The sequence below is a fragment of the Achromobacter spanius genome (assembly GCF_029637605.1).
Taxonomy (GTDB): domain Bacteria; phylum Pseudomonadota; class Gammaproteobacteria; order Burkholderiales; family Burkholderiaceae_B; genus Achromobacter; species Achromobacter spanius_E.
This window is the reverse complement of record NZ_CP121261.1, coordinates 2,374,560-2,399,686: the sequence shown is the minus strand read 5'-3', so window position 1 is coordinate 2,399,686 and position 25,127 is coordinate 2,374,560. Positions and strand designations below refer to the sequence as shown.

At 67.1% G+C, this 25,127-nt stretch carries 18 protein-coding genes and 1 pseudogene; 5 read left to right on the top strand and 14 right to left on the bottom strand.

What is annotated here, in order from left to right; all coding sequences use genetic code 11:
• The first annotated feature begins 15 nt into the window (after positions 1–15).
• The 3 genes from P8T11_RS10485 to P8T11_RS10475 are packed head-to-tail and all read left to right on the top strand — an operon-like array spanning position 16 to position 3,192.
• A complete protein-coding gene (locus P8T11_RS10485; RefSeq protein ID WP_268082001.1) occupies positions 16–849 on the top strand; it encodes a CoA transferase subunit A in 834 nt (277 codons plus the stop codon).
• Positions 842–1,576 carry a CoA-transferase subunit beta gene (locus tag P8T11_RS10480; protein ID WP_268082002.1) on the top strand — a complete coding sequence of 245 codons (735 nt, stop codon included), beginning with the start codon at positions 842–844 and terminating at the stop codon, positions 1,574–1,576. The genes P8T11_RS10485 and P8T11_RS10480 overlap by 8 nt, the downstream gene beginning before the upstream one ends.
• A gap of 14 nt (positions 1,577–1,590) precedes the next feature.
• Positions 1,591–3,192, top strand: coding sequence for a class I adenylate-forming enzyme family protein (locus P8T11_RS10475; RefSeq protein WP_268082003.1), 1,602 nt, complete (start codon positions 1,591–1,593; stop codon positions 3,190–3,192).
• A 22-nt stretch (positions 3,193–3,214) separates the two neighbouring features.
• Here the strand turns inward: P8T11_RS10475 and P8T11_RS10470 are convergent, their stop codons facing one another.
• The 6 genes from P8T11_RS10470 to P8T11_RS10445 all read right to left on the bottom strand — a co-directional run bounded on the left by P8T11_RS10470 (position 3,215) and on the right by P8T11_RS10445 (position 10,443).
• Complete coding sequence (locus P8T11_RS10470; RefSeq protein WP_268082004.1) at positions 3,215–4,117, bottom strand: GntR family transcriptional regulator; 903 nt, start codon at positions 4,115–4,117, stop codon at positions 3,215–3,217.
• Between the two features lie 5 nt (positions 4,118–4,122).
• Entirely contained in the window at positions 4,123–5,175 is a 1,053-nt protein-coding gene (pdxA, locus tag P8T11_RS10465) for a 4-hydroxythreonine-4-phosphate dehydrogenase PdxA (protein WP_050448674.1), read from the bottom strand.
• Entirely contained in the window at positions 5,172–6,389 is a 1,218-nt protein-coding gene (gene dtnK, locus P8T11_RS10460) for a D-threonate kinase (protein WP_268082005.1), read from the bottom strand. The genes pdxA and dtnK overlap by 4 nt, the downstream gene beginning before the upstream one ends.
• Positions 6,386–7,378: a 2-keto-3-deoxygluconate permease gene (locus P8T11_RS10455; RefSeq protein WP_083447492.1), complete on the bottom strand. Its 993-nt coding sequence runs from the start codon at positions 7,376–7,378 to the stop codon at positions 6,386–6,388. The genes dtnK and P8T11_RS10455 overlap by 4 nt, the downstream gene beginning before the upstream one ends.
• 217 nt (positions 7,379–7,595) lie before the next feature.
• Positions 7,596–9,719, bottom strand: coding sequence for a TonB-dependent siderophore receptor (locus P8T11_RS10450; RefSeq protein ID WP_418910310.1), 2,124 nt, complete (start codon positions 9,717–9,719; stop codon positions 7,596–7,598).
• A 241-nt stretch (positions 9,720–9,960) separates the two neighbouring features.
• Entirely contained in the window at positions 9,961–10,443 is a 483-nt protein-coding gene (locus P8T11_RS10445; RefSeq protein WP_268082392.1) for a MarR family winged helix-turn-helix transcriptional regulator, read from the bottom strand.
• Positions 10,444–10,754: 311 nt separating this feature from the next.
• Here P8T11_RS10445 and P8T11_RS10440 point away from each other — a divergent pair, with 311 nt between their 5' ends.
• A complete protein-coding gene (locus P8T11_RS10440) occupies positions 10,755–11,717 on the top strand; it encodes a Bug family tripartite tricarboxylate transporter substrate binding protein (protein WP_268082393.1) in 963 nt (320 codons plus the stop codon).
• A gap of 8 nt (positions 11,718–11,725) precedes the next feature.
• Positions 11,726–13,329, top strand: a pseudogene (locus P8T11_RS10435) (sulfatase-like hydrolase/transferase).
• Between the two features lie 515 nt (positions 13,330–13,844).
• Here the strand turns inward: P8T11_RS10435 and P8T11_RS10430 are convergent.
• From P8T11_RS10430 to P8T11_RS10395, 8 genes are all read right to left on the bottom strand, one after another.
• The gene (locus tag P8T11_RS10430) at positions 13,845–15,542 is read right to left on the bottom strand and encodes an AMP-binding protein (protein ID WP_268082007.1); all 1,698 of its coding nucleotides are present in this window, start codon (positions 15,540–15,542) and stop codon (positions 13,845–13,847) included.
• Between the two features lie 15 nt (positions 15,543–15,557).
• Positions 15,558–16,148 carry a chalcone isomerase family protein gene (locus P8T11_RS10425; RefSeq protein WP_268082008.1) on the bottom strand — a complete coding sequence of 197 codons (591 nt, stop codon included), beginning with the start codon at positions 16,146–16,148 and terminating at the stop codon, positions 15,558–15,560.
• Positions 16,112–16,657, bottom strand: a complete 546-nt coding sequence (locus P8T11_RS10420) for a DUF4442 domain-containing protein (protein WP_268082009.1) — start codon at positions 16,655–16,657, stop codon at positions 16,112–16,114. Before P8T11_RS10420 ends, P8T11_RS10425 begins: the two co-directional genes overlap by 37 nt.
• A 53-nt stretch (positions 16,658–16,710) precedes the next feature.
• Positions 16,711–17,910: an acetyl-CoA C-acyltransferase gene (locus tag P8T11_RS10415; RefSeq protein WP_268082010.1), complete on the bottom strand. Its 1,200-nt coding sequence runs from the start codon at positions 17,908–17,910 to the stop codon at positions 16,711–16,713.
• A 10-nt stretch (positions 17,911–17,920) separates the two neighbouring features.
• Positions 17,921–20,311: a 3-hydroxyacyl-CoA dehydrogenase/enoyl-CoA hydratase family protein gene (locus tag P8T11_RS10410; RefSeq protein WP_268082011.1), complete on the bottom strand. Its 2,391-nt coding sequence runs from the start codon at positions 20,309–20,311 to the stop codon at positions 17,921–17,923.
• Between the two features lie 55 nt (positions 20,312–20,366).
• The gene (locus tag P8T11_RS10405; protein WP_268082012.1) at positions 20,367–21,689 is read right to left on the bottom strand and encodes an OmpP1/FadL family transporter; all 1,323 of its coding nucleotides are present in this window, start codon (positions 21,687–21,689) and stop codon (positions 20,367–20,369) included.
• 64 nt (positions 21,690–21,753) lie between these two features.
• Positions 21,754–23,832, bottom strand: a complete 2,079-nt coding sequence (locus P8T11_RS10400) for a 3-hydroxyacyl-CoA dehydrogenase NAD-binding domain-containing protein (RefSeq protein ID WP_268082013.1) — start codon at positions 23,830–23,832, stop codon at positions 21,754–21,756.
• A complete protein-coding gene (locus P8T11_RS10395; RefSeq protein ID WP_268082014.1) occupies positions 23,829–25,124 on the bottom strand; it encodes an acetyl-CoA C-acetyltransferase in 1,296 nt (431 codons plus the stop codon). Before P8T11_RS10395 ends, P8T11_RS10400 begins: the two co-directional genes overlap by 4 nt.
• Positions 25,125–25,127 lie beyond the last annotated feature (3 nt).

Sequence of the window (25,127 nt, the reverse complement as noted above, 5' to 3'; positions counted from 1 at the left end):
AGCAGGAGGAAGACAATGGCTTCAGGCTTCAATCAACCCAACAAGCAGTGCACGGTGGCCGAACTGGCCGCGCTGGTGCCCAATGGCGCGTCCATCGCGCTGGGTGGCAGCTTTCTGCACCGTGGGCCGTTCGCGTTCGTGCGCGAACTGATCCGGCAAGGCAAGCGCGACCTGGAACTGGTCAAGCAGTCGCCAGGCTACGACGTCGACATACTCTGCCGCGCCGGCGTGCTGCGCCGCGTGCGCGCGGGCATCGTCGCCATGGAAGGCAACTTCGGCCTGGCGCCGTGGTATCGCCGCGCGGTGGAACGCCGCGAGATCGAACTGGAAGAACACGCCTGCGCCAGCCTCACGGCGGGCTTGCGGGCGGCGGCGTTTGGCGTGCCGTTTCAGCCCTGCGGCGGGCTGCATGGCAGCGGGCTACCGGAATTGAACGGCTGGGCCTGCCTGGACGACCCCTACGGCAGCGACCAGAAAACCTATGTGGTGCCCGCCATCCGCCCGGACTTCGCGGTGATCCAGGCGTCTGAAGTGGATGCGTTGGGCAATGTGCGCGTGTATGGCACGGCGCATTGGGACCGCATCATGTCGCGCGCCGCCGGCAGCGTGCTGGTAGTGGCCGAGAAGGTCGTCGACAGCGCGGTGTTCGAGGCGCAGCCGGAATCCACGCTGGTGCCGTACTTCATGGTGCAGGCCTATGCGGTGGCGCCGGGCAGCGCCTGGCCCGGTTCATGCTGGCCCGACTACGCCATCGACTACCCGGCCGTAGAGGCCTATATGGACAAGAACAGCGATCTACAAGCGCACCTGGCCGCCGCGCCCGAAGTGCAAGGGGGCAATCATGGCTGAACAATGGTCGGGCTTTTCCTACATCGTGACGAACCTGGCGCGCTTCATCCGCCCCGATGAAATCACCTTCAGCGGCGTCAATTCCACCATGCCGATGCTGGCCTGCCTGTTGGCCAAGCGCGCCTACGACTGGGACTTCGTCTACATCAACGTGGCGGGCGGCGTGAACCCGCGCCCCTCGCAAATTCCCATTTCCAGTTCCGACCCGGTGCTGGCCGAACACACCGCGTCGATCTTCTCGAACGAAGACTTCTACGACCTATGTACGCGCGGCCGCATGGACCTGACCTTTCTGGGCGCGGCGCAGATCGATGGCGCGGGCTGCGCCAACAACTCCTGCATTGGCGACTGGCATGAACCCAAGGTGCGGCTGCCTGGCGGCGGGGGCGGCGCGGTGATGCTGCCCACGGCCAAGCGCGCCTGCACGTGGCGCACCGAGCATTCGCGCCGCACCTTCGTGCCCAAGCTGGACTTCATGACGTCGTGGGGCGGCTTTCATGGGGTGGTGACGCCCATTGCCGTGTTCATCAAGCGCGACGGGCGGCTGGCGCTGCAATCGTGGCATCCGGAGTCCAGCTTGTCGGAAGTGCGTGAGCGCACCGGCTTTGAATTCGACGCGACCGGCGCCGAGCCCACCGCGCCGCCAACCGAGCAGGAAGCGCGCGCGCTGCGCGAGCTGGACGCGGACGGTCAGTTCGAACGCGACGCCGCCGTCGCGCTGCGCTAGGGAGGGAGGCCGACATGACGCTTTCCGAACCCACCTTGGTGGCGGCGTTTGCGCGCGCCTGGAGCCAGCCCGAATGGGCCGCGCGCCCCGCCATCGTCACGGCCGACACCACGCTGACTTATGCCGACCTGCACGGCCGCGTTGCGCGCATTGCGAGGGGCTTGCGCGCGGCCGAGGTCGCGCCGGGCAGCTATGTGGCGGTGGCCATGGAGCGGTCGCTGGATCAGGTGTTGACGATACTGGGCGTGATGGCGGCGGGGGCGTGCCCTTGCCCGTTGGAGCCAAGGTTGTCGGTTGAGGAAACGGCGCGGCGCGTGGCGGCTGTGGGGTTGACATGGCTGGTGCATGACGAGGCCAACACGGCGACCGCGGCGGCCAGTGGTTTGGCGCCGTCGCGAGTGCTGGAGGCGGCAAGTGTGGCAAACGCGGCGGACTCGACAGCCGTGGCAAACATGGCGGATGTGGCAAGTTTGGCGGACGTGGCACGCCCGGCACATTCCGCGCGTCCGGACAACGCGTCGGCGCTCGGTTGCACCGACGAGATCTCGCCGGATGCACCCGGCTTGCTGCTGTTCACCTCCGGCAGCACCGGTAATCCCAAGGGCGTGTTGCTCAGTCACCGAGGCTTGATCAACAACGCGCGCGGCGTGTTGGCGCATACCGGCCTGACGCCCGACGACCGGCTGCTGCACGTGATGCCGCTGCATCACACCAACGCGCTGAACAACCAGATTTTCGCGCCGCTGCTGGCGGGCGCCAGCGTGGCCTTGGCGGGCCGCTTTCGCGCGGATGACATGCCGGGGCTGTTGCGCGCGTTCCGTCCCACCATCATCACGGGCGTGCCCACGATGTACGCCCGCATGCTCGAACTGGAATTCGACGCGGCCAGCCTGGCGGGCCTGCGCTTTGCGCGTTGCGGATCGGCGCCCATCACCGAAGCGCTGCATCGGCGCATCGAAGCCTTCCTGGGTTGCCCGCTGGTAGTGTCCTACGGTCTGTCTGAAGCCACGTGCACGTCCACGATGAACCCGCCCGGCGCGCGCCGCGTGGGGTCGGTCGGTACGGTGCTGGCCGGGCAAAGCGTCACGCTGCGGCTGCCGGATGGGTCCGAGGCCGCGCCTGGCGGCGAAGGTGAGATCTGCATCGCGGGCGACAGCTTGATGCTGGGCTATCTGGGCGTGGACAACGGCGACGATGGCGCGCCGACGTTGTTGCGCACCGGTGACCTGGGGCGCTTTGACGATGCGGGCTACCTCAGCATCACGGGCCGCATCAAGGACGTGATCATTCGCGGGGGCGAGAACATTTCCCCCGCCCTGATCGAAGGCGTGGTGACGAGGCTGCCTTTTGTTGCCGCGTGCTGCGTCGTGGGCGCGCCGGATGATGACCTGGGCGAAGTGCCGGTGATCTTCGTACAGCCCAAGGGGGATGCCATGCCGGGCGCGCAGCAGGCCGCCGGGGTCGAGGCCGAGCTGCTGGCCGAGGTTCAGGCGCGACTGGGCCGCATCTACGTGCCGCGTGAGGTCTTGTGGGTGGAGCGCCTGCCGGAAAATGCGGTGGGCAAGGTGGACCGCAAGGCATTGGCCAAGCAGGTGATGGCGGCAGCCAGCGCGTGACGCGCCCGACGCATCCGCGCGGCTAGGCCTGGCTGCGTAGCCGGGCCAGTTCCGCCGACAGTTCGGCGACCAGGGCTTCTGCCCGCGCCAGGGGATCGTGTTGCGTGGCCGATGCGCCGTCATCAGCGTCAACGGACGCTGGCGCATCCTGCAAGCGCGGATGCACGCTTTCATGGCCGTTGCTGACGTCCACGTCGAACACCAGTTGTTCGGCGCGGTGCCAGGTGGTGAACCACTCCAGCGGCCGGTCATGCTGGTCCATGCCCTGTCCTTGCAGCATCAGCAAGGGGGTGCCCGTTTGCGTATCCAGCAGCTTGGCCAGCTTGGCGTCGGCGGCCACCGCACGGATCTGGTTGCGTCCCGCGCCGGGGCGCAGGCCAAAGCGGCGCGTCAACACGCCGTGCAGGGAAGCGTCGGTCAGGTCCTCGGCACGCAGGCCGGGCACCACATCGACGGGCAACCACGTGCGCACATAGGCCAGCGGCGCGTCGGCCACGTGGCGCAAGCGTTCCAGCATTAGCAATTTTTCCGTGCCGAAGAACGCGGCCACATCGGCGGGCGGTTCGGCGCGCGCAAAGGCCAGCACGCGCGTTTGCAAGGTCACGCCGGACTGCGCGAACTGCTCGTACAGGCCGGTGGATCGCTGCACCAGCCGGCGGTGTTCCTGCTGCGCGGCAACTGTGGCGGGGCGTCCGCTTTCGCGTTGGATCAGCCCCTCGGTGGCCAGCGCGGCAAGCGCCTGGCGCACCACGCTGCGTGCCACGCCAAAGCGTACGCACAGCGCGGCTTCACTGGGCAGCACGGCGCCCGCCGCAAGCTTGTTCGACCGGATGAATCCCCGCAGCAGCGTCGCCACTTGGGCGTGCAGCGGGATGTCGCCTGAGCGATCAAGAGTGGGCAATGCGTCGTGCGTGGCGGGCGCCATGGAAATCAACCTCCGGTTTGTGCCCGCGCAGTTTCCCATACATGCGTCCAGCCCGGGGCCAGATGCGCGGCGCGCTCGGCGGCCAGGATCAGGCTGTCTTCGCGCGCGATGCCCTTGCCGGCGATGTCGAACGCGGTGCCGTGGTCCACGGACACGCGCACGACGGGCAGGCCCACCGTGATGTTGACGCCGTCATCGCCATACACGGCCTTGAAGGGCGCGTGGCCCTGGTCGTGGTAGCAGGCGATCACGAATTGCCACTTGCCGCGCACGGCTTGCGGGAACAGGGCGTCGGCCGGGATGGGGCCGGCGGCCAGGATTCCGGCCGCATTGGCTTCGGCCACGGCGGGGGCCAGGATGTCGGCGTCTTCGCTGCCGAAGATGCCGTTTTCGCCCGCGTGCGGATTCAGGCCCGACACAGCCACCGGCTGGTCGCCCCGGCCCAGGGCCTTGGCGAACGAACCCGCCAGGCGCAGCACGGCGCGCATGCGCGTGGGCGTCAGGTCTTCAATGGCCTGGCGCAGCGACACGTGGGTGGTGGCGTGGAAGATGTAGAGATCGCCGGCCGACAGCACCAGCGAAAAGGTCTTCACGCCGAACTCATGGGCCAGCAGTTCGGTGTGGCCGGGCCACTTGTGGCCGGCAGCGTGCATGGCGGCCTTGTTCAGCGGCGCGGTCACAATGCCGTCGACTTCACCGGCGCGCGCCAGGGCGCAGGCGGTGGTGACGAAGCGGACAGAACCGTCGCCCGCGTCGGCGCTGATTTCACCCAGCTTGACGTGAGCCAGCGACGGGCCGGCCTGCAGCACTTCGATCGTGCCGGGCGTGTTGGAACAGTCGGCCGCGCGGTCCAGCTTCTTTACGATGGCGGGGTCGCCGCCCAGGTTGCGCACGGCGTTGACCATGACGTCCACATCGCCGACCACCAGCAGGCGGGCCTTTTGGCGCAGTTCGTCGTGGCCCATCAGCATCTTGGCCGTGATTTCCGGCCCGATGCCGGCCACGTCGCCCAGGGTGACGGCCAGCAAAGGCAGCTTGTTCGGTTGGGGTTGTGTCATCGCTTGAATCTCCTGTCGCGGATCGCGCGCACGGCGCGAACCAATACGTCTTCGGTGCCAAAGCCGCCGGCCTTGGTCACCACGGGCAGGCCCGCGGCCGTGCCCCCGGTCAGCGTGCCTAGCGGCACGCCACCCATTACTTCATCCACCAGCGCGATACCGCTGGCATTCAGCGCCACCAGCACGCTGCGCGCGCCGTCGCCGCCCGTGGCGACCACGCCGGCCGCGCGCGAGGTGGCGATCAATTGCGCCGCCAGGCTACCCAGGCGGTCGGCCACTTTTTCCGAATCCAATCCTTCCAGTTGCCCTTCGGGCGCCAGCAACAGCACCGTGCCCGCCTCGGCGGGCGCTTTGGCGTGGGCCTGCAGCAGCGGCTGGCTCCAGGCCTGCCATGCGGCGTCGTCGGCCAGTTGGGCGAGCGTGGGCGTCCAGGTGTCTGCGCCCGAGGCTTGCAGCGCGGCGGCTTGGGCGCGCGCCGCGCTGTGCTGCGACGTCACCACGACCACGACGGGCGCGGTCTGGTCCGCGCCCGCCCAGACGCGGGCCAGCGGCACGGCCAGGCCGCCCGCGCCCACGGGCAGGGCGTGTTCGCCCAGCAGGCCGATGGCGCGGGCCAGGCGTTCCAGGTCGGCGTCGGTGCTGGCGTCAACCACCACCGTGTTGCCGGCCTGCCGGATGCGCGCGGCCAGCGTGTCGGGCGTGTCGCCGTCTTGCGCCGCCACGTGGGCGCAGCCCAGCAGGGTGGGGATATGGCTTTCGGTCACCGGGGTCACCGGGTCGGTGGCGGCGGACGTCTCGGTGACCGGCTTGCCGTTCACCAGCAGTACGCCCTGTTCCACGGTACGGCCGGTGGCGGGGAACGCGGGGCAGATCACCGCCACCGTGTCCGGGCCCCAGGCATCGCGCGCCGCGTCGATCTCGGCCTTGAAGGCGCCGCGCAAGGTGGAGTCCACCTTCTTGTACAGGCGCGATACGCCGGCCGCGCGCAGTTGGCGCACGTTCTGTTCAATGACGCGGGCGGCGTCGGCGGCGGGCAGGGCGCGGCTGTGCGTCGTGACCGCCAGCACTTCGACGCCGGCGGTGGCCGGGCCGGCCAGCGCCTCGTCGGCGCCGCCGATGGACAGGTGCGTGCTCCAGCCCGCGCGCACAAACTGCACCGCGGTGTCGCCCGAACCGGTCAGGTCATCGGCGACGATGGCGATGGTGGGCGTCAAAGCGCCTCTCCGCGCGCGCTGGCCAACGTCGGCGTGGCGCTGCCGTCCGCATCGGCGTCTTCGGACTTGAGTTCACCTGCGCGCTTGAGGAAGTACGAGGCCAGCATCGGCGCCAGGATCGAACTGATCAGCACGCAGGCGGCAACCTGCGCGGTGGCGGTCGACACGTATTGCTGGAAGTTGGGGTCGGCCGCCGCGACCACGGCGGGCGTGGCGATGGCGTTGCCAGCCGTCGTGCCGGCCGCGAAGCCCAGGCCGCTCTTGCCGCCACGGCGCAGAATCAGGCGATAGCCCAGGTAGACCAGGCCGCCGGTGATGGGGCTGATGATCAGGCCCAGGATCAGGCCGCTCATGCCGCCGCTGACGACCGCGCCCAGGTTGATGCCGGTGCCCAGCGCGAAGGCGAAGAACGGGATCACGATGTTGGGCACGGGCTTGAGCACGTCGCGCCACTTCGGGTCCAGGTTGCCGACCACCACGCCCAGCAGGAACGGCACCAGCGCGGCCACCAGGGCAATCATCGGAATATCGGCCAGGCCCGAGGCGCCCAGGAACAGCAGGCTGAAGAAGGGGCCGTCGTTGACCGCGCTGGCAACGTAGGCGCCACGGTCGCGGGCGTCACCGTACTGGCCGGTGTAGGCCAGCCACAGGCCGCCGTTGCTGTTGTCGAACGCGGCCAGCAAGGCCAGGATCGACACGCCCATCACGCCGTCCAGGCCCACATAGCTGCCCAGGATGATGATCAGGGTGGCGGGCACCAGCGTCTTCATCAGCAGCAGGGTGCCGGCGGTAGCCAGGATGGGGCCGCCGGTGCGGGCGTTGACTTGCGTGCCGGTCGCGAAGATCAGCAGGGCGATCAGCGGCAGGGCGCTGTTCTTGAAGAGGGCGGTGGTAAAGCCGCCGATGGCAAGCGCATCAGGGGCGAAGGTGCCGATCAGGGAACCCAGGATCAGCGGCACGAGCATCAATCCACCGGGGATTTTCTGCATGGTGCCAAAAAAAGGCGAACGGGAAGAAGCGGTGGTCGACACTTGCGTAAGTCTCCAGGACGGTTCTGGTGGATTGCAGACGTTCGTGGGCGCGTCTGTCAGTGGGGGTTGAAAAACCGCTAGTGTACACCTGTACGTACTGCCTGTACGTACAGGTTTCTCCGTCCTGGAGGGTCGATATAGGGGGCGGAAGGGCGGCGGCCTGCGCCGCGTTGGATCAGAAGCGGTACGCCCCGCTCAGCATGACCGTGCGGCGCGCGCCGTAGAAGCAGTCGCCCCGGTCCAGGCAGACCGTTTCATAGGTGCGGTCGGCGATGTTGTTGACGTTCAAGGCATAGCGCCACGGGCCATTGTCGTAGCTGACCATGGCGTCAAACAGCGTGACGGCGGGCGTTTCCGGTGCGCCGCCATCGCGGAAGGCCGTCAGGTAGCGCACGCCCGCGCCCACCGCGAAGCCGGGTTGGCCGGCCAGCGCAAAGCGGTACTTGCTCCACAACGACGCCATGTGCTTGGGCAAGCCTTCCAGTTGCGGGTCGACATCGGTGTAGATGTAGTTGGCGATCACGTCCACGTTCTTGGTGACGCGGCCGCGCAGCTCCAGTTCAACGCCGCGCGTGCGCGTCTTGCCAGCCTGGATCTGGTTGTTGGGGTTTTCGGGGTCGTTGGTCTGGCGGTTCTTTTCGCGCAGGTCGTAGGCGGCGGCGGTGAACTCGATGTCGGCGTCGCGGGGCATGTACTTGATGCCGGCCTCGACCTGTTTGCCGCGCATGGGCTTGTAGCGTTCGTTGTAGAAGTTCGATCCGGCAATCGGCGTGAACGATTCGCTGTAGCTCAGGTAGGGCGACCAGCCGTTGTCGGCCGCGTACATCAGGCCGAAGCGCTTGGTGGTGGCGTAGTCGGTTTCCTTGTCCTGGCCGTCGATGCGGTTGTCGGCGCGGTCGCGGCGGATGCCCGCCAGGAAGATCCAGTTCTTGTCGAACTTGATCTGGTCTTGCGCGTAGAAGCCCAGTTGCTGCTGCTTTTGCTTGGGCGTGTCCGACAGTTCATATTCCGGCAGGTTGCCGTACACAGGGTGGTACAGGTTCAGCGGCGCGCCCAGGCCAGATGCCGTCTGGCTGGTTTCGCGGTAGTGCGAATAGTCCATGCCCAGGATGACGGTGTGCTCGGTGCGGCCCCAGTTGAGCTTGCCTTCTATGTTCTGATCGGCCAGCAGCGTGCGCATGCGCGGCTTGTTGACGTAGAAGTAGCGGTCCGTGGTGGTCTGGGCGGCATCGATATAGGAATCGCCACGGCGCTCGCCGTAGACGTTCGGGTACAGCGATTGGTAGTCCACGCGGCTGACCGTGTTGCGGAAATTCTGGCGGAATTTCCAGGTGTCGTTGAACTGGTGTTCAAACAGCCAGCCCACGCTGAATTGTTCGGTGTCGTAGGCGTCCCAGCCCGGCTCGCTGACGAAGCGGCGGGTGGGGATGCGGCCGTTCGGGTTCTCTTGCACCGACCCGCTCCAGGGCAGGAACGACTGCGTGGTGCCGGCCTTGTCCTTTTGCCACAGCGCCTGCAAGGTCAGCGAGGTGGCGGCGCTGGGCCGCCACGTGAGCGACGGCGCCAACATCAGGCGGTCGTCCTGCGCATACTGCACCTGGGTGTCGCTGTCGCGGCCCACGGCCACCACGCGGTATAGCCATTGCCCGTCTTCCGTCACCGGGCCGGTCAGGTCGGTATGGATTTCGCGGCGGTTGTCGTTGCCCAGCACCACGCCGATCTCGCGTTGCGCTTCGGCTTGCGGACGCTTGCTGACCAGGTTGACGATGCCGCCGGTGCTGCCCTGTCCGTACAGCATCGACGAGGGGCCGCGCAGCACTTCCACGCGTTCCATGCCGTAGACCTCGGTGCGCGGGTTGTTGTAGTTGAAGAACTGGCGCAAGCCGTCCAGGTACTGCGCCGGTTCCACGCCGCGAATGCGGACGTAGTCGCCGCGGTTGTCCACGCCGTAGGCGTTGGGGCGCACGCCAGCGGCGTAGTTCATGGCGTCCTGCACGTTCTGCGCGCCCTGGTCCACGATCTGATCGCGCGGAATCACCGTGATGGCCTGCGGCGTTTCTGACAGGGGGGTGTCGGTCTTGGTGCCGGTTGCGCTGCGCGTGGCCACATAGCCCGCGACCGGGCCGGTGGCGGCTTCGGCCGTGCCGGTCACCTGCACGGCGGGCAGCACGGTGGTGGGGCCGGCGGCGGGGGCGGTTTGGGCGTGGGCCGTGGCGCCCAGGCAGGCGGCCAGCGCGGCGGCGGGCAATAGGGTCTGCGGGCGCGCGCGGCGGGTAGCCCGGGTTGGATGGCGTTTCAAATGAGTCCCCTGCGACGCGGTGGTCGCTGATTACATATAGGAATGGCAACGATAATTATTATTAATTGCGCTGCGTCCGCGCGACTAGGCGCCGGGGCAATCCCAGATGTAAAAAAGGCCTGCAAACCATGCAGGCCACCACGTTCGGACAGGTAAAAGCCTTTTTTTTCAGCAGCTTGCCGCAGGGTTTTCAGGCGGCGCCTGCCCTGCTGGATTGTTGGACCGGCGCGACACCCATGCCTTACGCATACTGCGCGCGCCGGGTCCCGCCCTCGCGGCGGCTGGCCTTGTCCGCCACGATATTGTCTTCAGCCATGCGCCGGCCGCGCTGCTCAATGCGGCCCAGAAAGTCGCGCAGCAGGGCAACCTCGCTGTCGCTCAAATCCTGCACCAGCAGCGCGTTCAGCCGCAAGACTTCGGGCAGCAGCGCCTGATAACGGGCCTGGCCCTCGGCGGTGGCCTCGACCCGCACCACGCGGCGGTCGCTGCTGTCGTGCAGACGTCGCAACCAGCCCTTCGCACACAGCGCGCCCAGCGTGCGTGATGTGCGGGCAAGATCCAGCTTGGCGGCGGCCGCCAGCTCGGCCGAGTTCATCACGCCGCCTTCGATGGCGCAGGCCAGAATGCGCCATTCCCGGCGCGTGATGCCGAAACGGCCTTCACATAGCCGCACGAAAACCGGGTTGGACTGCGACCATGCCTGGTACAGCCGGTACATCAGCATGTCGGATAGATGAGGAGGCGGGTCGGATGCGGGCAGCCCTGATGCGGTCTGCTGTGATGCGGTCTGCTCTGTCGGGGGCCGATCGGGTATCAGGCGGGTTGGCATGGCGTCTCCTCCTTGCCGCAGTGCGGGCCGCGTCCCGCGCGGCGCGTGCTGCATATCGTTATCGAAAGTCCTGGATTAGATCAAGCAACGGCCGCGTTGCTACATTGATTCTGCTTATTTGAGGTTTGGCCAGGCAGACAGAACCATAACCGACAGCGGGCCACTGTCCATAGGAGAAGACGATGCATCAATGGACCAAGGGATGGATGGTAAAAGCCATCGTGGCCACGGTCATGGCCACGGGGGCCTCGTTGGCCTGTGCGCAGCAGGCGCCGCTGGACGGCAACTTGACGATCGTGGTCGGCTACCCCCCGGGCGGCAGCTCAGACCGCATCGCGCGGCTGGTGGCGGACCGCCTGAAGGACCGCTTGGGCGTGCCGGTGGTGGTTGAAAACAAGACCGGCGCGGGCGGGCGCATCGCGGCGCAGACGCTGCATGCGGCGCCGGCCGAGCAGAACGTGCTGATGCTGGCCAACCCCGCCGTCATGGTCGTGGCGCCGCTGGTCTACGCCCAACCCGGGTATGACGCCAAGCGCGACTTTACGCCGGTGTCGCTGGTCAGCCGCTACAAGTTTGCCCTGGCCGTGCCGGCCAGCTCGCCCATCAAGGACGTGCCCGCCCTGCGCGAGTGGCTGCGCGCCAACCCCAAGCAGTTCACGGTGGGCGTGCCGGCCACCGGCAGCCTGCCGCACTTCTTCGCGCTGATGCTGGGCCGCGAGATCAAGCAGGATCCGGAAGTGATTGGCTATCGCGGGTCCGCGCCGTTGATCTCTGAACTGATCGGCGGCATTCTGCCGCAAGGCATCGACACGCTGGACACCCTGCTGCCGCAGCACCGCGCCGGCAAGATCCGCATCCTGGCCACGTCCGGCGACACACGCGATGCCGATCTGCAAGACGTGCCCACTTTCAAGGAAAGCGGCGTGGACCTGGCCGCCGACGGCTGGAACGCCTTCTTCGCGCCCGCCGCCATGCCCAAGGCCAAGGCTGATCGCCTGGGCGCGGACATCGCCGCCATTCTGCGTGACCCCGCCATGGAAAAGGCCGTGCGCAGCGTATACCTGGAACCGGTGTCGCAGGATGCAGCCGGCACCGCCAAGGCGCTGGACGCCTACCGCAAGCAATGGGAACCGGTGGTGCGCGACTCCGGCTTCACGGCCACGCAATAGGGGCGGCAATGAGCACGGTGCAGAATGTGTTGTTCATCATGGCCGACCAGTTGCGGGCGGATCACCTTGGCTGCTATGGCCATCCTTATTTGCAAACGCCCAGCCTGGATGCGCTGGCGGCGCGCGGCGTGCGCTTTGACCGCGCCTTCGTGAATTCCGGCGTGTGCGGCCCGTCGCGCATGAGCTACTACACGGGCCGCTACCCCTCGCGCCACGGCGCTACCTGGAACCGCGTGCCGCTGTCGGTCAACGAGATTACGCTGGGCGAATATCTGGCGGGGCAGGGGCGCGAGCTGGCCCTGGCCGGCAAGACCCACATCATTCCCGACAAGGCCGGCATGGAACGGCTGGCCATCGACGGCGCGTCCGAGCTGGGCGTGCTGCTCAGCCGAGGCGGCTTCACGGAACTGGACCGCTACGACGGCCATCACACGCCTGGTCAGGAAAGCGGCTATCCGGCCTTCCTGCGCCGCCACGGCTACGACAGCGCCGACCCCTGGACCGATTACGTGATTGCGGGCGTGGACGCCAATGGCCAGATCGCCAGCGGCTGGAACATGCGCAACGTGCATCTGCCGTCGCGCGTGGCCGAAGCGCATTCCGAAACTGCTTACATGACGGATCAGGCGCTGGACTTCATGCAACGCCGTGGCAGCCAGCCCTGGGTGCTGCACCTGAGCTACGTCAAGCCGCACTGGCCCTACATGGCGCCGGCCCCGTATCACCAGCGCTATACCGCCGACCAATGCCTGCCCGTGCGACGCAACCAGGAAGAGCTGGCGAACGCGCACCCCGTGGTGGCCGCCTATCGCCAGCAGGAAGAGAGCGTCAGCTTTTCCAGCGATGAATGCGTGCGCGTGGTGCGGCCGGCGTACCAGGGGCTGATCCAGCAACTGGACGATCACCTGGGCAGATTGTTCGACTACATGGAAGGCGCGGGCCTGATGAAGAACACGCTGATCGTGTTCACGGCCGACCACGGCGATTTCCTGGGCGACCACTGGCTGGGCGAAAAAGAACTGTTTTACGACACCGTGCAGCGCGTGCCGTTCATTGTGATGGACCCGTCGGCGGCGGCCGATGCCACGCGCGGGCAGGTTTTGAACGATATGGTGGAAAGCGTGGACGTGGTGCCTACGGTGCTGCGCGCCTTGGGCACGCCCGGGCCGTCGCATCGGCTGGAAGGCAGGGAATTGCAAACGCTGCTGCATGGTCTAGGGGGGGCTCTGCATCCGGTATCGCATCCGGCGCTGCGTCCACCACGGGATGGCGCGACTGCGTGTTCTCGGAGCTGGACTACAGCTTCCGCCAGGCCCGCATCCTGCGCGGCAAGACGCCGCAGAATGCGCGCGCCTGGTCGGTGCGCACAGACCGTTGGCGCTATGTGTACTGGCTGGACGAGCCCGAGCAGCTGTTTGACCTGCACGCCGACCCGGATGAGTTCCAGGACCTGGGCACCAGCGCCTCGCATGCGGCGATACGGCTGGAACTGCGCCAGCGCTTGTTGGACTGGATGCTGCGTGGCAAGCGGCGCACCACCATCAGCGACGAAGCCGTGGAGAAAGCCACCAACGCGCATAAGCGGGCGGGGGTGTTCTTCGGGCAGTGGTAGCGAGGGAAGGGCAAGGAAGGAGGTCAAGATGCCCAGAATCGGCGATTTCGTTCTTTTTGTTGCTTTGCCGCGCTGCACCCATCCTACGGGTTGCGCCAGCCGTGACATGTAGGATGGGTGCAGCGCGGCAAGGTCATGCCCAGAACCCCTGGCGCTGATCGCGCGGAACCCATCTTGCAATGGTTGTTATGTGGCAAGGCTGCGGAAGAATTGGGGGGCTGCTTGATGGGTTTCGCGCGATCGGTGGTGTCGTTCTTTTTGTTGCCTTGCCGCGCTGCACCCATCCTACGGGTTGCGCCAGCCGTGACATGTAGGATGGGTGCAGCGCGGCAAGGTCATGCCCAGAACCCCTGGCGCTGATCGCGCGGAACCCATCTTGCAGCGGTTGCTATTTGGCAAGGCTGCGGAAGAATTGGGGTGCTGCTTGATGGGTTTCGCGCGATCGGGGGTGTCGTTCTTTTTGTTGCCTTGCCGCGCTGCACCCATCCTACGGGTTGCGCTAGCCGTGGGGGTTTTCAACCCTGATCCACGCTTTGCTTTTCCGCCTGCGGGGCGGCGTCGGGTTTCAATTCCCGCCGCAGGATCTTGCCTACGTTGGTGCGTGGCAGGTCATCGCGAAATTCTACCTGGCGCGGCACCTTGTAGCCCGTCAGTTGCGTGCGGCAATGGGCGATCAGCGTTTCGGCATCCAGCGTGGGATCCTTGCGGATCACATATAGTTTGACCACTTCGCCCGAGCGTTCGTCCGGCACGCCGACCGCGGCCACTTCGCGCACGCCGGGATGCAGCGCGGCGGCGTCCTCGACCTCGTTGGGATACACGTTGAAGCCCGACACCAGGATCATGTCTTTCTTGCGGTCGATCAGGAACACGTAGCCGTCCTGGTCCACGTAGCCGATGTCGCCCGTGCGCAAGTAGCCGTCCGCGGTCAGCACCAGCGCGGTTTCGTCGGGACGGTTCCAGTAGCCCTGCGTGACCTGCGGGCCGCGCACGCAGATCTCGCCCGTTTCGCCCAGGCCCAGTTCCACGCCGTCATCGTTGCGGATGGAAATGTCGGTGGACGGCACCGGCAGGCCGATCGACCCGGTGAATTCCTTGACGTCCAGCGGGTTGACCGTGACGGCGGGCGAGGTCTCGGTCAGCCCGTAGGCCTGTGCCAGCGACTTGCCCGTGACCGCGCGCCAGCGGTCGGCCACGGCGCGCTGCACCGCCATGCCTCCGCCCATCGTCAGGCGCAAGCGCGAGAAATCCAGCTTGGCGAAGTCCGGATGATTCAGCAGTGCGTTGAACAGCGTGTTGACGCCGGTGAACGCTGAAAACGGCACCAGGCTCATTTCCTTGATCAGCCCGGCAATGTCGCGCGGATTGATGATCAGCAGGTTGCTGGCGCCTATCTTCATGAATGTCAGGCAGTTCGCCGTCAGCGCAAAGATGTGATACAGCGGCAAGGCCGTGACGATGCACTCTTCGCCATCCTTGACCAGCGGCTTGATCCAGGCGTGCGCCTGGTTCAGGTTGGCCACCAGATTGCCGTGCGACAGCATCGCGGCCTTGGCCACGCCGGTGGTGCCGCCCGTGTATTGCAGGCAGGCCAGGTCGCGCTGGTCCAGCGGCACTTCAGTAAACGGCGCCTGGCGGCCCGCGCGCAGCGCATCGCCCAGGCGCACGTGACCGGGCAGCGACCACGCCGGCACCATGCGCTTGACGCGGCGGATGACGAAGTCCACCAGCCGGCCTTTCAGCGGGCCCAGCATTTCGCCGATGGACGTCACCAGCACGCGTTCGACCGCGCTGCCGGGCAGGGCTTTTTGCACCGTGGCCGCGAAATTGTCCGCCACCACGATGGCACGCGCGCCCGAGTCCGCCAACTGGTGTGCAAGCTCGTGCGCCGTGTAGAGCGGGTTGCAGTTGACCACGATGCACCCGGCGCGCAAGGCGCCGAACAGGCAGACGGGGTATTGCAGCAGGTTGGGCATCATGAGCGCGATGCGGTCGCCTTTGCCCAGGCCATTCGCGTGCAGCCAGGCGGCGAAGTCGCGCGTCAGCCCGTCCAGTTCGGCGTAGCTGATGGACTTGCCCATGCTCAGATACGCGGTCTTGTCCGCGTAGCAGCGGCAACTGTCCCGCACGACCGTGACCAGCGTGGTGACGCCGTCCACCTCGATCTCCGCGGGAACGCCCGCGGGATAGCTCTTGTGCCAGATTCGTTCCATCGTGTGCGGTTCCGCCTAGTTGCCCAACAGGGCATTCTTCAGGGAAGTCTGCGCGGGCTTGTCGCCCAGCCAGACGCGGAGCAAGGCGCGCGCGAAATCGGGGTTGTCGACGCGGCCCCGGTGCTTGCCGTTGTGGGCCACGGCCACGCCTTGGGCGTCGAAGTCCACGTCGACCACATCGCCCTCGCGGGCAATGCCCAGATCGGCCACCAGGCTTTTCAGGCGGTCCGCCGACGCCTTCAGCATGGCAAGTTCCTTAGGCGGCGTGTTGTCGCGCAAGCCGTCTTGCAGCGCTTCGTCAAGACTCTCGCTGTCCACGTCGCGCAGCAATTGCAAACGGATGCGGCGCGGTTCCGTGCTGTTGATCAGCGCCGTGGCGTCCTGGCTTTTTGTGGTGACGTACAGCGCGGCCACGTAGACCTTCACGACGAATCTTGTACGCAGGCCCGCCCCGTTGAGCACCAGCGTGCGGCCACCCTCGGACATATGTTCCGGCACGCGCAGGCCGCCAACCTCCCTGTCGGCGGCGAACGCGGGCGCAACCGCCAGGCTGGCGGCAAGGATCAGGCTCAGGGCGGTGTATCGCCCTCCAGAGATGCATTGCATGTGTCTCCTCCTGTGTTCTTTCGCTTGTAGAACTTCTTGTCGGCGATATAGATCGTGCGTTCCACCACGGCATACACCACGCCGTCCTTGTCCTTCAATTCCACCGTGTAGGTGCGGGTGGTTTCGTGGTCGCGCGCGAGCACGCCGCGTATCTCCGCGATTTCTCCGGGTGGCAGCCGGAAGTCGGCATACAGGGTCGTGTAGGCCGGCTTGCGAAAGCGGATCGACGCCGCCTTGTCCCACACGATGTGGTCCGGCCCCAACGCCGACATCAGCATGGTGGGATGGGCGCCGTCCGTCACCGCGAACAGCGACCCGCCGTACATCGAGCCCACGATATTGCGCGTGCGCCGCAACAGCGGCAGCTTGATGCGGATGTGCTGGAAGTCCGGCGACACATGCATCACACGGCCGCCGGTGGCGCGAAACGCCGGGTGCAGGTTGAAGCCCACCCGCATCAGGCGCGCGCGCCATTCCGGCGACAGGTTCTTGAACCAATAGGGCTTCATGCTGGGCATGCCGGGTTATGTCGCATGGTGGTTTTGCTGGGTTGCGCCAGGCCCTACATCGCTTCGAACAGCCCGGCCGCGCCCATGCCGGTGCCGATGCACATGGTGACCAGCCCGTACTTGCCGCCCGTGCGGCGCAGGCCGTGCGTGATGGTGGCAGTGCGGATGGCGCCGGTGGCGCCCAGCGGGTGGCCCAGCGCGATGGCGCCGCCCAGTGGGTTGACCTTGCTGGGGTCCAGCTTCAGTTCGCGGATCACCGCCAGCGATTGGGCCGCGAAGGCCTCGTTCAGCTCAATCCAGTCCAGCGCGTCTTGCGTGATGCCGGCGCGTTCCAGCACCTTGGGGATCGCCGCGACGGGGCCGATGCCCATCACTTCGGGCGGCACGCCGGCCACCGCGAAGCTGACAAAGCGCGCCAGCGGGCTCAGGTTGAATTCGCGCAGGATACGGTCGGACACCAGCACCACGGCGGCCGCGCCGTCGGACATCTGCGAGCTATTGCCGGCCGTGACGCTGCCGCGCGTCGAGAACACGGGACGCAGCCGCGCCAAGGCTTCGGCGTTGCTGTCCGGGCGCGGGCCTTCGTCCACTTCGACCAGGCGGCGCACCACGCGCAGCGCGCCGCTGGCGCCGTCCGGCAGATGCGACACCACTTCATACGGCGTGGTTTCAGCGCGGAAATGGCCGGCCGCGATCGCGGCGCAGGCTTTTTGGTGGGAAGCCAGCGCGAAGGCGTCCTGATCCTCGCGCGAGACCTTCCAGCGTTCAGCCACCTTTTCACCGGTCAGCCCCATGCCGAAGGCCATGCCGATGTTCTCGTCGTGGGCGAAGATCTCGGGGTTCATCGACACCTTGTTGCCCATGATCTGCGGCATGGCGCTCATGGATTCGGTGCCCGCCCCGATCATGATGTCGGCCTCGCCCATGCGGATGCGCGCGGCGGCGTCGGCCACCGCCTGCAAGCCCGACGCGCAGAAGCGGTTGACGGTCACGCCCGCCACGCTTTGCGGCAGGCCCGCCAGCAGCAGGCCGATGCGCGCCACGTTCATGCCTTGTTCGGCTTCCGGCATGGCGCAGCCGGCAATCACGTCTTCGATGCGCGCGGTGTCCAGCGCTGGCACCTGCGCCAGCGCGCCGTTCAGCGCGGCGGCCAGCATGTCGTCGGGGCGCGTGGTGATGTAGGCGCCATTGCGCTTGCCCACCGGCAGGCGCGTGGCGGCGACGATGTAGGCGTCTTGTATCTGCTTGGTCATGATGCTTTCCTCAGTTGCGCAACGGCTTGCCGGTTTCCAGCGTGTGGCGGATGCGGGCCTGGGTTTCAGGCGTGCGCAAGAGCGCGACGAATTCGCGGCGCTCAACCGCCAACAGCCATTCTTCGTCCACCTTCGTGCCGGTTTCGACTTCGCCGCCGCACAGAGCCACGGCGGCGCTGCGCGCCACGCGGTAATCGTGCGCGCTGATCATGCCGCCTTCGCGCATGTTGACCAGCACCATCTCGAAGTTGGCGATGCCGTTGCGGCCCGCCACCGGAATGTTCGACAGTCGCGGCGGCGGCGTGTAGCCCGCCTGGGCCGCGGCACGGGCCTGGCCGATGGCAACAAACAGCAGTTCGTCGGGGTGAAACAGCACGACGTCGTGTTCGCGCGCGAAACCCGCGTCGATGGCTTCCAGCGCGCTCTTGGCCACCTGCGCCATGGCGATGGTCTGGAAGACGGGTTGCAGGTAGGGGAAGACCTCGCCCGGCGTGGCGGTCTTGGCCGCCAGCGCGGCCGCGCGGCCGGCAAATTCCTTGCTGCCGCCACCGGCCGGGATCAGCCCGACACCGGCTTCCACCAGGCCGATATAGCTTTCCAGCGTCAGCACGCGGTGCGAAGCATGCATCAGGAATTCGCAGCCTCCGCCCAGCGCCATGCCCTGCACGGCGGCCACGGTGGGAATGCGCGCGTATTTGAACGACTGGGACGCGCGCTGGAATTTTTCGACCATGGCTTCCAGCATGTCGAACTGGCCCTCGGCGCACGCCTGCACCACTTGCTGCAGATTGGCGCCCACGGCAAAGGGCGGTTCGTGCCAGATGACCAGGCCGTCGAAATCACGTTCAGCGCGCGCCACGGCTTGCAGCACGCCTTCCAATACTTCGCCGCCCAGCGTGTGGTTCTTCGATGTGACGGACAGGATGGCGATGCCCGCATCCACGTCCGGCAGGTTCCACAAGCGCACGCCTTCGTTTTCCCACACGGTGACGCCACGGTCATCCGGGCCTTCACCGAAGACACGCTCGGGGAACAACTGGCGGCGATACACCGGCAAGGCAGAACGCGGATGCAAGGTGCCGGTGCGCGCGGAATACGAGCCCTCGGGCGCATGCACGCCGTGGCGGTCGGGTTCTTGTACCCAGGCGGGCAGGGGCGCGTTGCTCATGGCGCGGCCGGCGGCGATGTCTTCGGCCACGGCGGCGGCAATGTCCTGCCAGCCGGCCGCCTGCCAGGTTTCGAACGGGCCTTGCGCCCAGCCGAAGCCCCAGCGCATGGCCAGGTCCAGGTCGCGCGCGTTGTCGGCCACGTGTTCAAGCTGCACGGCGCTGTAGTGGAAGATGTCGCGGAACAGGCTCCACAGGAACTGCGCCTGCGGGTGCTCGCTGGCACGCAGCGCGGCAAAGCGCTTGGCGGGATTGCGTTCCTTCAAGAGGGCGGCGACCTCATCGGCCAGCTTGCCGGCGCTGGGCACGTAGTCTTGCGCCTTCAGGTCCAGCACCAGGATGTCGCGGCCTTGCTTGCGGTAGACGCCCGCACCGGTCTTCTGGCCCAGCGCGCCTTTTTGGATCAGGGCCGACAACCATGCCGGCAGCGCAAAGTAGCGGTGCCAGGGGTCGTCGGGCAGGTTCTTTTCCATGGTGCCCACCACGTGGGCCAGCGTGTCCAGCCCAACCACGTCCGCCGTGCGATAGGTGGCGCTCTTGGGGCGGCCGATCTTCGGGCCGGTCAGCGCGTCGACCTCGTCAAACCCCAGCCCCAGGCGCGCGGTGTGGTGCATGGCGGCCAGGATGGAGAACACGCCGATGCGGTTGGCCACGAAGTTGGGCGTGTCCAGCGCGCGGATCACGCCCTTGCCCAGCGTGGACGTGAGCCAGGTTTCCAACTGGTCCAGCACGGCCGGCTGCGTATGCGATGTGGCAATGATTTCCACCAGCCGCATGTAGCGGGGCGGATTGAAGAAGTGGATGCCGCAGAAGCGCTCGCGCAGGCTTGCGGGCAGGGCGTTGGCCAGCGCGTCGATCGACAGGCCGGACGTGTTGGACGCAACAATGGCGTCGGGCGACACATGCGGGGCAATGCGCTCGTAAAGCGCCGTCTTCCAGTCCATGCGTTCGGCGATGGCTTCGATGACCAGGTCGCAGCCGCGCAGGGCGTCCAGGTGGTCATCGTAGTTCGCGGGGGTGATCAGGGCGATGCGGGCCGCGCCGGCCAGCGGGGCGGGTTCCAGCTTTTTCAGGCCGGCCAGGGCCTTGTTGACGATGCCGTTGCGGTCGCCTTCGGACGCGGCCAGGTCGAACAGCGTGACGGGCACGCCGGCATTGGCCAGGTGGGCGGCGATCTGCGCGCCCATGACGCCGGCGCCCAGGACGGCAACGTGTTTGACGACGAACTTGCTCAAGGGGAATCTCCTTCAAAAAACGGGGGGCGGCGCGCGGCCGCCCGCCCTTGCAAGCCTAGAAGCGGGACGTCAGTTGCAGGCCGACGATGTGGGCGTTGCTGTTATAGGTGCCAGCCACGCGGCCCTTGGTCGCCGCACTGCCGGACGTGGTGTCGATGTCCGTGTCGCGCAGGTACAGATAGGTGTAGCCCAGGTCCAGCGTGGTGGTCTTGGTGGCTTCCCACTGTACGCCGGTCGAGAACCAGTAGCGATTGTTGTCGGGCAGGGACGTTGGGCGGTCGGCTTCGTTGTGGACCGGCGACTGGTCATACGCCAAGCCGAACTTCCACTTCCAGGCCGGCGCGAACTTGTAGTTCGCGCCCACGGCAATGCGCCAGGTGTCGCGGAAGTTCAGGGGCAGGTCATCGTCACGCGCGCCCGGGCCGGAGTTTCGGATCTTCAGCTCGGGAATGCTGCTCCAACCCGTCCACGACACGTCGCCCAGCAGTTCCCAGCGTTCGTTCAACTGGTGCGCGGCGCTGAGGATCAGCGTATCGGGCAGGTCAACCGAGGCCTTGGCGTCGAACGACACCGATTGCCCGGTGGGGCCGATGTTGGTGATGTCGGTATCGCCCTTGGCGGTGTGCTTGATCTTTGAACGGTACGACAGGCCGATGCGGGTGTCTTCCGTGGGTTGCAACATGAAGCCGACGTTCCAGCCCCAGGCGTCGCCCTTCAGGTTCAGGTCGGCGTCGCCATTGGTGGCGACCGGCAGCCCGGCAATCGGCACCACCGTTTTTTTCTTGTAGTTGGCGTCGATGTGCTGCCAGTTCACGCCAAAGCCCATCGAGAACTTGTCGTTGACCTTGTAGGCGATCGAGGGGTTCACGTTGATGGTCTTGATCTCGAACTTGTTGGAGTGGTACTGGCCCACCCAGTCGTCGTCGTACTCGGTCATCAGGCCAAAGGGGGCGCCGACGCCCAGGCCGATGAACCACTGTTCATTCAACTGCCACGAGGCATACAGGTTGGGTACCACGCCCAGGTTGCCGGCGTCCCCGCCGTTGCCGCCCGTGGGCACCGAGCCGTTCAGCCCCGAGCCCGGAATGCCGGGAACGCTGGGGTTGCGGCTGTCGCCGTTGTCCTTGAACTTGAACGACGGCTTGATCAGATTGACCCCGCCCGAAAAGTTCACGCCCGGCAGATACGTCATGCCTGCCGGGTTGTAGTAGATGATGCTGGCGTTTTCCGGATTTGCCGCCGAGCCCGCGTAGGCGTTGCCCAGGCCACTGGCGTTCTGCTCTAAGAGCTGAAAGCCGGCAGCGTAGGACGTTGCGGACGCGCCCAAGCCGACCACGATGGCCGACAAGGTGCTCAGGGACAATGAACGTCTGCGCATGGTACTGCCTCCTCGAGTTGGATGTATGTCTCTATTGCACTGCCGGTCTGTTTGCGGGGCCGGTCTAATCGGCATGAGCCGTTCCACGTTGATGCCAGGCATTGCTGCCCTGGTAATGCAAGGGTCCGCCCGTGAAAGGAGCAAACCCCGTTCCGAAAATCACGCCGGCGTCGGCCAGGTCGGCATCGGCAACCACGCCGTCCTCCACGCGCTGCCGGGTGGCGTCCACCAAGGGTTGGATCAGGCGCTGCGCCAGCCCTGCGGGGGCGGCGACGGGGGCGGCGGCGAGCGCGGCGTTGGCTTTGTCCCGGGCTGCTTTGCCCTTGGTTGCGTTGGCCTTTTCCGCTTTGACCGGCTTGCCGTCGCGCCAGATGTAGAAGCCCTTGCCGCTTTTCTTGCCGAGGTCGCCGCGCGCCAAGCGGTCGGCCAGGCAGCGGGGCGGCTCGGCGCCATCCGCCAGGGCTTCGCCCGCCGCGCGGGCGATATCCAGGCCCACGGTATCGGCCAGTTCCAGCGGGCCCATCGGCATGCCGAAGGCCACCATGGCGGCGTCGACGGTTTCCGGCGCCAGGCCTTCATCCACGCTGCGCATGGCTTGCAGCATATAGGGCGCCAGCACGGCGTTCACGAGGAATCCCGGCGCGCTCTTGACAGGAAGCGCCAGCTTGTCGATCTGGCCCACAAAGGCGCAGGCGCGCGCGGTGGCGTCGCTCAAGTTGCCGCCCGGAGTGCCGTCCGCGTTGTCCCCCGCGTTGTTCGCGGCGTTGCCCGCCATGTCACCGTCGGCATGCACCACCTCCACCAGCGGCATCTTGGCCACCGGGTTGAAAAAGTGGATGCCCACCAATCGTTCGGGCCGCGCCAGCCCGGCGCGCAAGGTTTCCAGCGACAGGCTGGACGTGTTGGTGGCCAGCAGCGCGTCGGTCTTCATGCGGGGTTCCAGCGACGCATACAGCGCGCGCTTGGCCTCGGCTTGTTCGCTGATGGCTTCGATGATGATGTCGGCGCGCGGCACGCCACCGCCCGCGGGGTCGGGGATCAGGCGGTCCAGCGCGGCGCGCGCCAGGCGCGAATCTTTCAAGCGGCGCGCATACAGCGCGGCCGCGCGTTTGATGGCGGGGGCGATGCGAGCCATGTCCTGGTCTTGCAAGGTCACCGTCATGCCCTTGAGCGCGCACCACGCCGCGATGTCGCCACCCATCGTGCCCGCGCCCACCACATGCACATGGCGCGCGGGGGCGACACCCGGCTGCTTGCCGTTGGCCTTCAGCCGTTCCTGCAAGCGGAACACGCGCAGCAGGTTGCGCGCGGTGTCCGACGAAATGATGCGGTCGATCAACTCAGGGGCCTGCAAGGCGTTGCCGCCATGCTTTTCCCATAACGTGACGATGGCGGGCGCGGCGGGGTAGTGCCCCAGCGGATCTTTCTCGGCGATCTGCTTGCGCGCGCGGTTGGCGACGATGGCCTTGAACGGCCAGCGGTTGGCCAGGCCTCCCAACCCGCGCGCGCGGCGCGGGGGCTTTTTCGACAGCACGGTCTGGCGCGCGGCGGCGTGCAGCAGGCGCGTGGGCACGCGCGCGTCGGCCAGGCCCAGCGCGGCCGCGCGGCGGGCATCCGCGCCACGGCCCGTCAGCATCATGTCCAGCGCGGCGGGCGCGCCGATGACTTGCGGCAGACGCAGCATGCCGCCCCAGCCAGGAAAGATGCCCAGCATGACTTCTGGCAGCGCCAGCGAGGTGCCGGGCTGATCGGCCACCAGCCGGTAGCGGCAAGCCAGCGCCAGCTCCAGTCCGCCGCCCAGGCAATGGCCCTGGATCAGGGCCAGCGTGGGATAGCGCACGGCGGCCAGGCGGTTGAACAGGTTCCAGCCACGGGCCACCAGCGCGCGCGCTTGTTCCGGGGTGTCCAGGTTGGCGAATTCGTTGACGTCGGCGCCCACGATAAAGCCCGTGGCCTTGCCGGACTGGATGATCAGCCCCTTGGGCGGGGCGGCGTCCAGCGCGTCCAGCACCACGGCCAGCTCGGCCATGGTGTCGGCCGACAGCGCGTTCACGGCGCTGCCGGCGCGGTCGAACGTCAGCCATGCCAGGCCGTCGGTGTCGCGCTCCAGGCGCCAGTGGGAAAGCGTGTCGATGGTCGTCATGGGCGGTCCTCGTCCAGGGTTTCAACCAGCATGGCGCCGCCTTGGCCGCCGCCGATGCAGATGGCCGCCATGCCGCGCCTGGCGCCGCGGCGCTTGAGCGCGTCAAGCAGGTGCAGCACGATGCGCGCGCCGGACGCGCCCACCGGGTGCCCGATGGCGATGGCGCCGCCATCGACGTTGAGTTTGGCGGGGTCCAGCGATCCCCAGGCCGGCGTCCCGAAATGCTCCTGGCAATAGGCTTCGTCGCGCCACGCCGCCAGGCAGCCCAGCACCTGCGCGGCGAAGGCTTCGTTGATTTCCCACAAGTCCAGGTCGTTCAAGCCCAAGCCGTGGCGTTGCAGGATGGGGGTGGCGGCATGCACGGGGCCCAAGCCCATCTGCGCGGGGTCCAGGCCGGCCCATTGGCTGTCGACAATGCGGCCGATGGGGCGCAGGTTCCAGCGGGCCACGGCCTCTTCGGAAGCCAGCACCAGCATGGCCGCGCCGTCGGTCACCTGCGAGCTGTTGCCCGCCGTGATGTTGCCCCAGGGCTTGTCGAACACGGGCCTGAGCTTGGCCAGTTTGTCGGGCGTGGAGTCTTCGCGCACGCCGTCATCGTCGGGGTACAGCTTGCCCTGGTTATCGATCAGCGGCGTGATTTCACCCAGCGCGCCCGCCGCGCGCGCGGCCAGCACACGCTGGTGGCTGCCCGCCGCGTATGCGTCCATGGCGGCGCGGTCGATGCCGAAACGGGTAGCGACGTTTTCGGCGGTCTGGCCCATCGACAGGCCCACTACCGGGTCCGTCAGGCCCTTGAGCAGGCCGATGACCGGCGCCAGGCTTTTCAGTTTGAAGCCGCGCAAGGCCGCCAGTTTGGCGCCCACGCCGCGCGCCGCATACCAGCCGGACAGCCAGCGCACCATATCGTCTGAAAACAACAGCGGCGCGCGCGACAGCGCATCCGTGCCGCCGGCCAGCACCAATTGCGAACGGCCGGACTGGATGTTGGCAATGCCGGAATCCAGCGCCTGCATGCCGGACGCGCAATTGCGCATCACCGTCCAGCCGGGGACCTGGTTGCCGCAGCCCAGGCGCAGTGCAATCACGCGGCCGATGTTGACTTCATCGGGCGAGGGCGCGGCGCAGCCCACGATGACTTCGTCCAGATCGGCGGGGGCATAGGGCTGGCGCAGCAACAGGGCGCGGCCGGCCTGCACCGCCAGGTCGCCCGCCGAGAATGGGCCGGGCCCGGTGCGGGCTTTCAGGAAGGGCGTACGGGCGCCATCCACGACGTAAACCGGTTTGAATGCCATCGG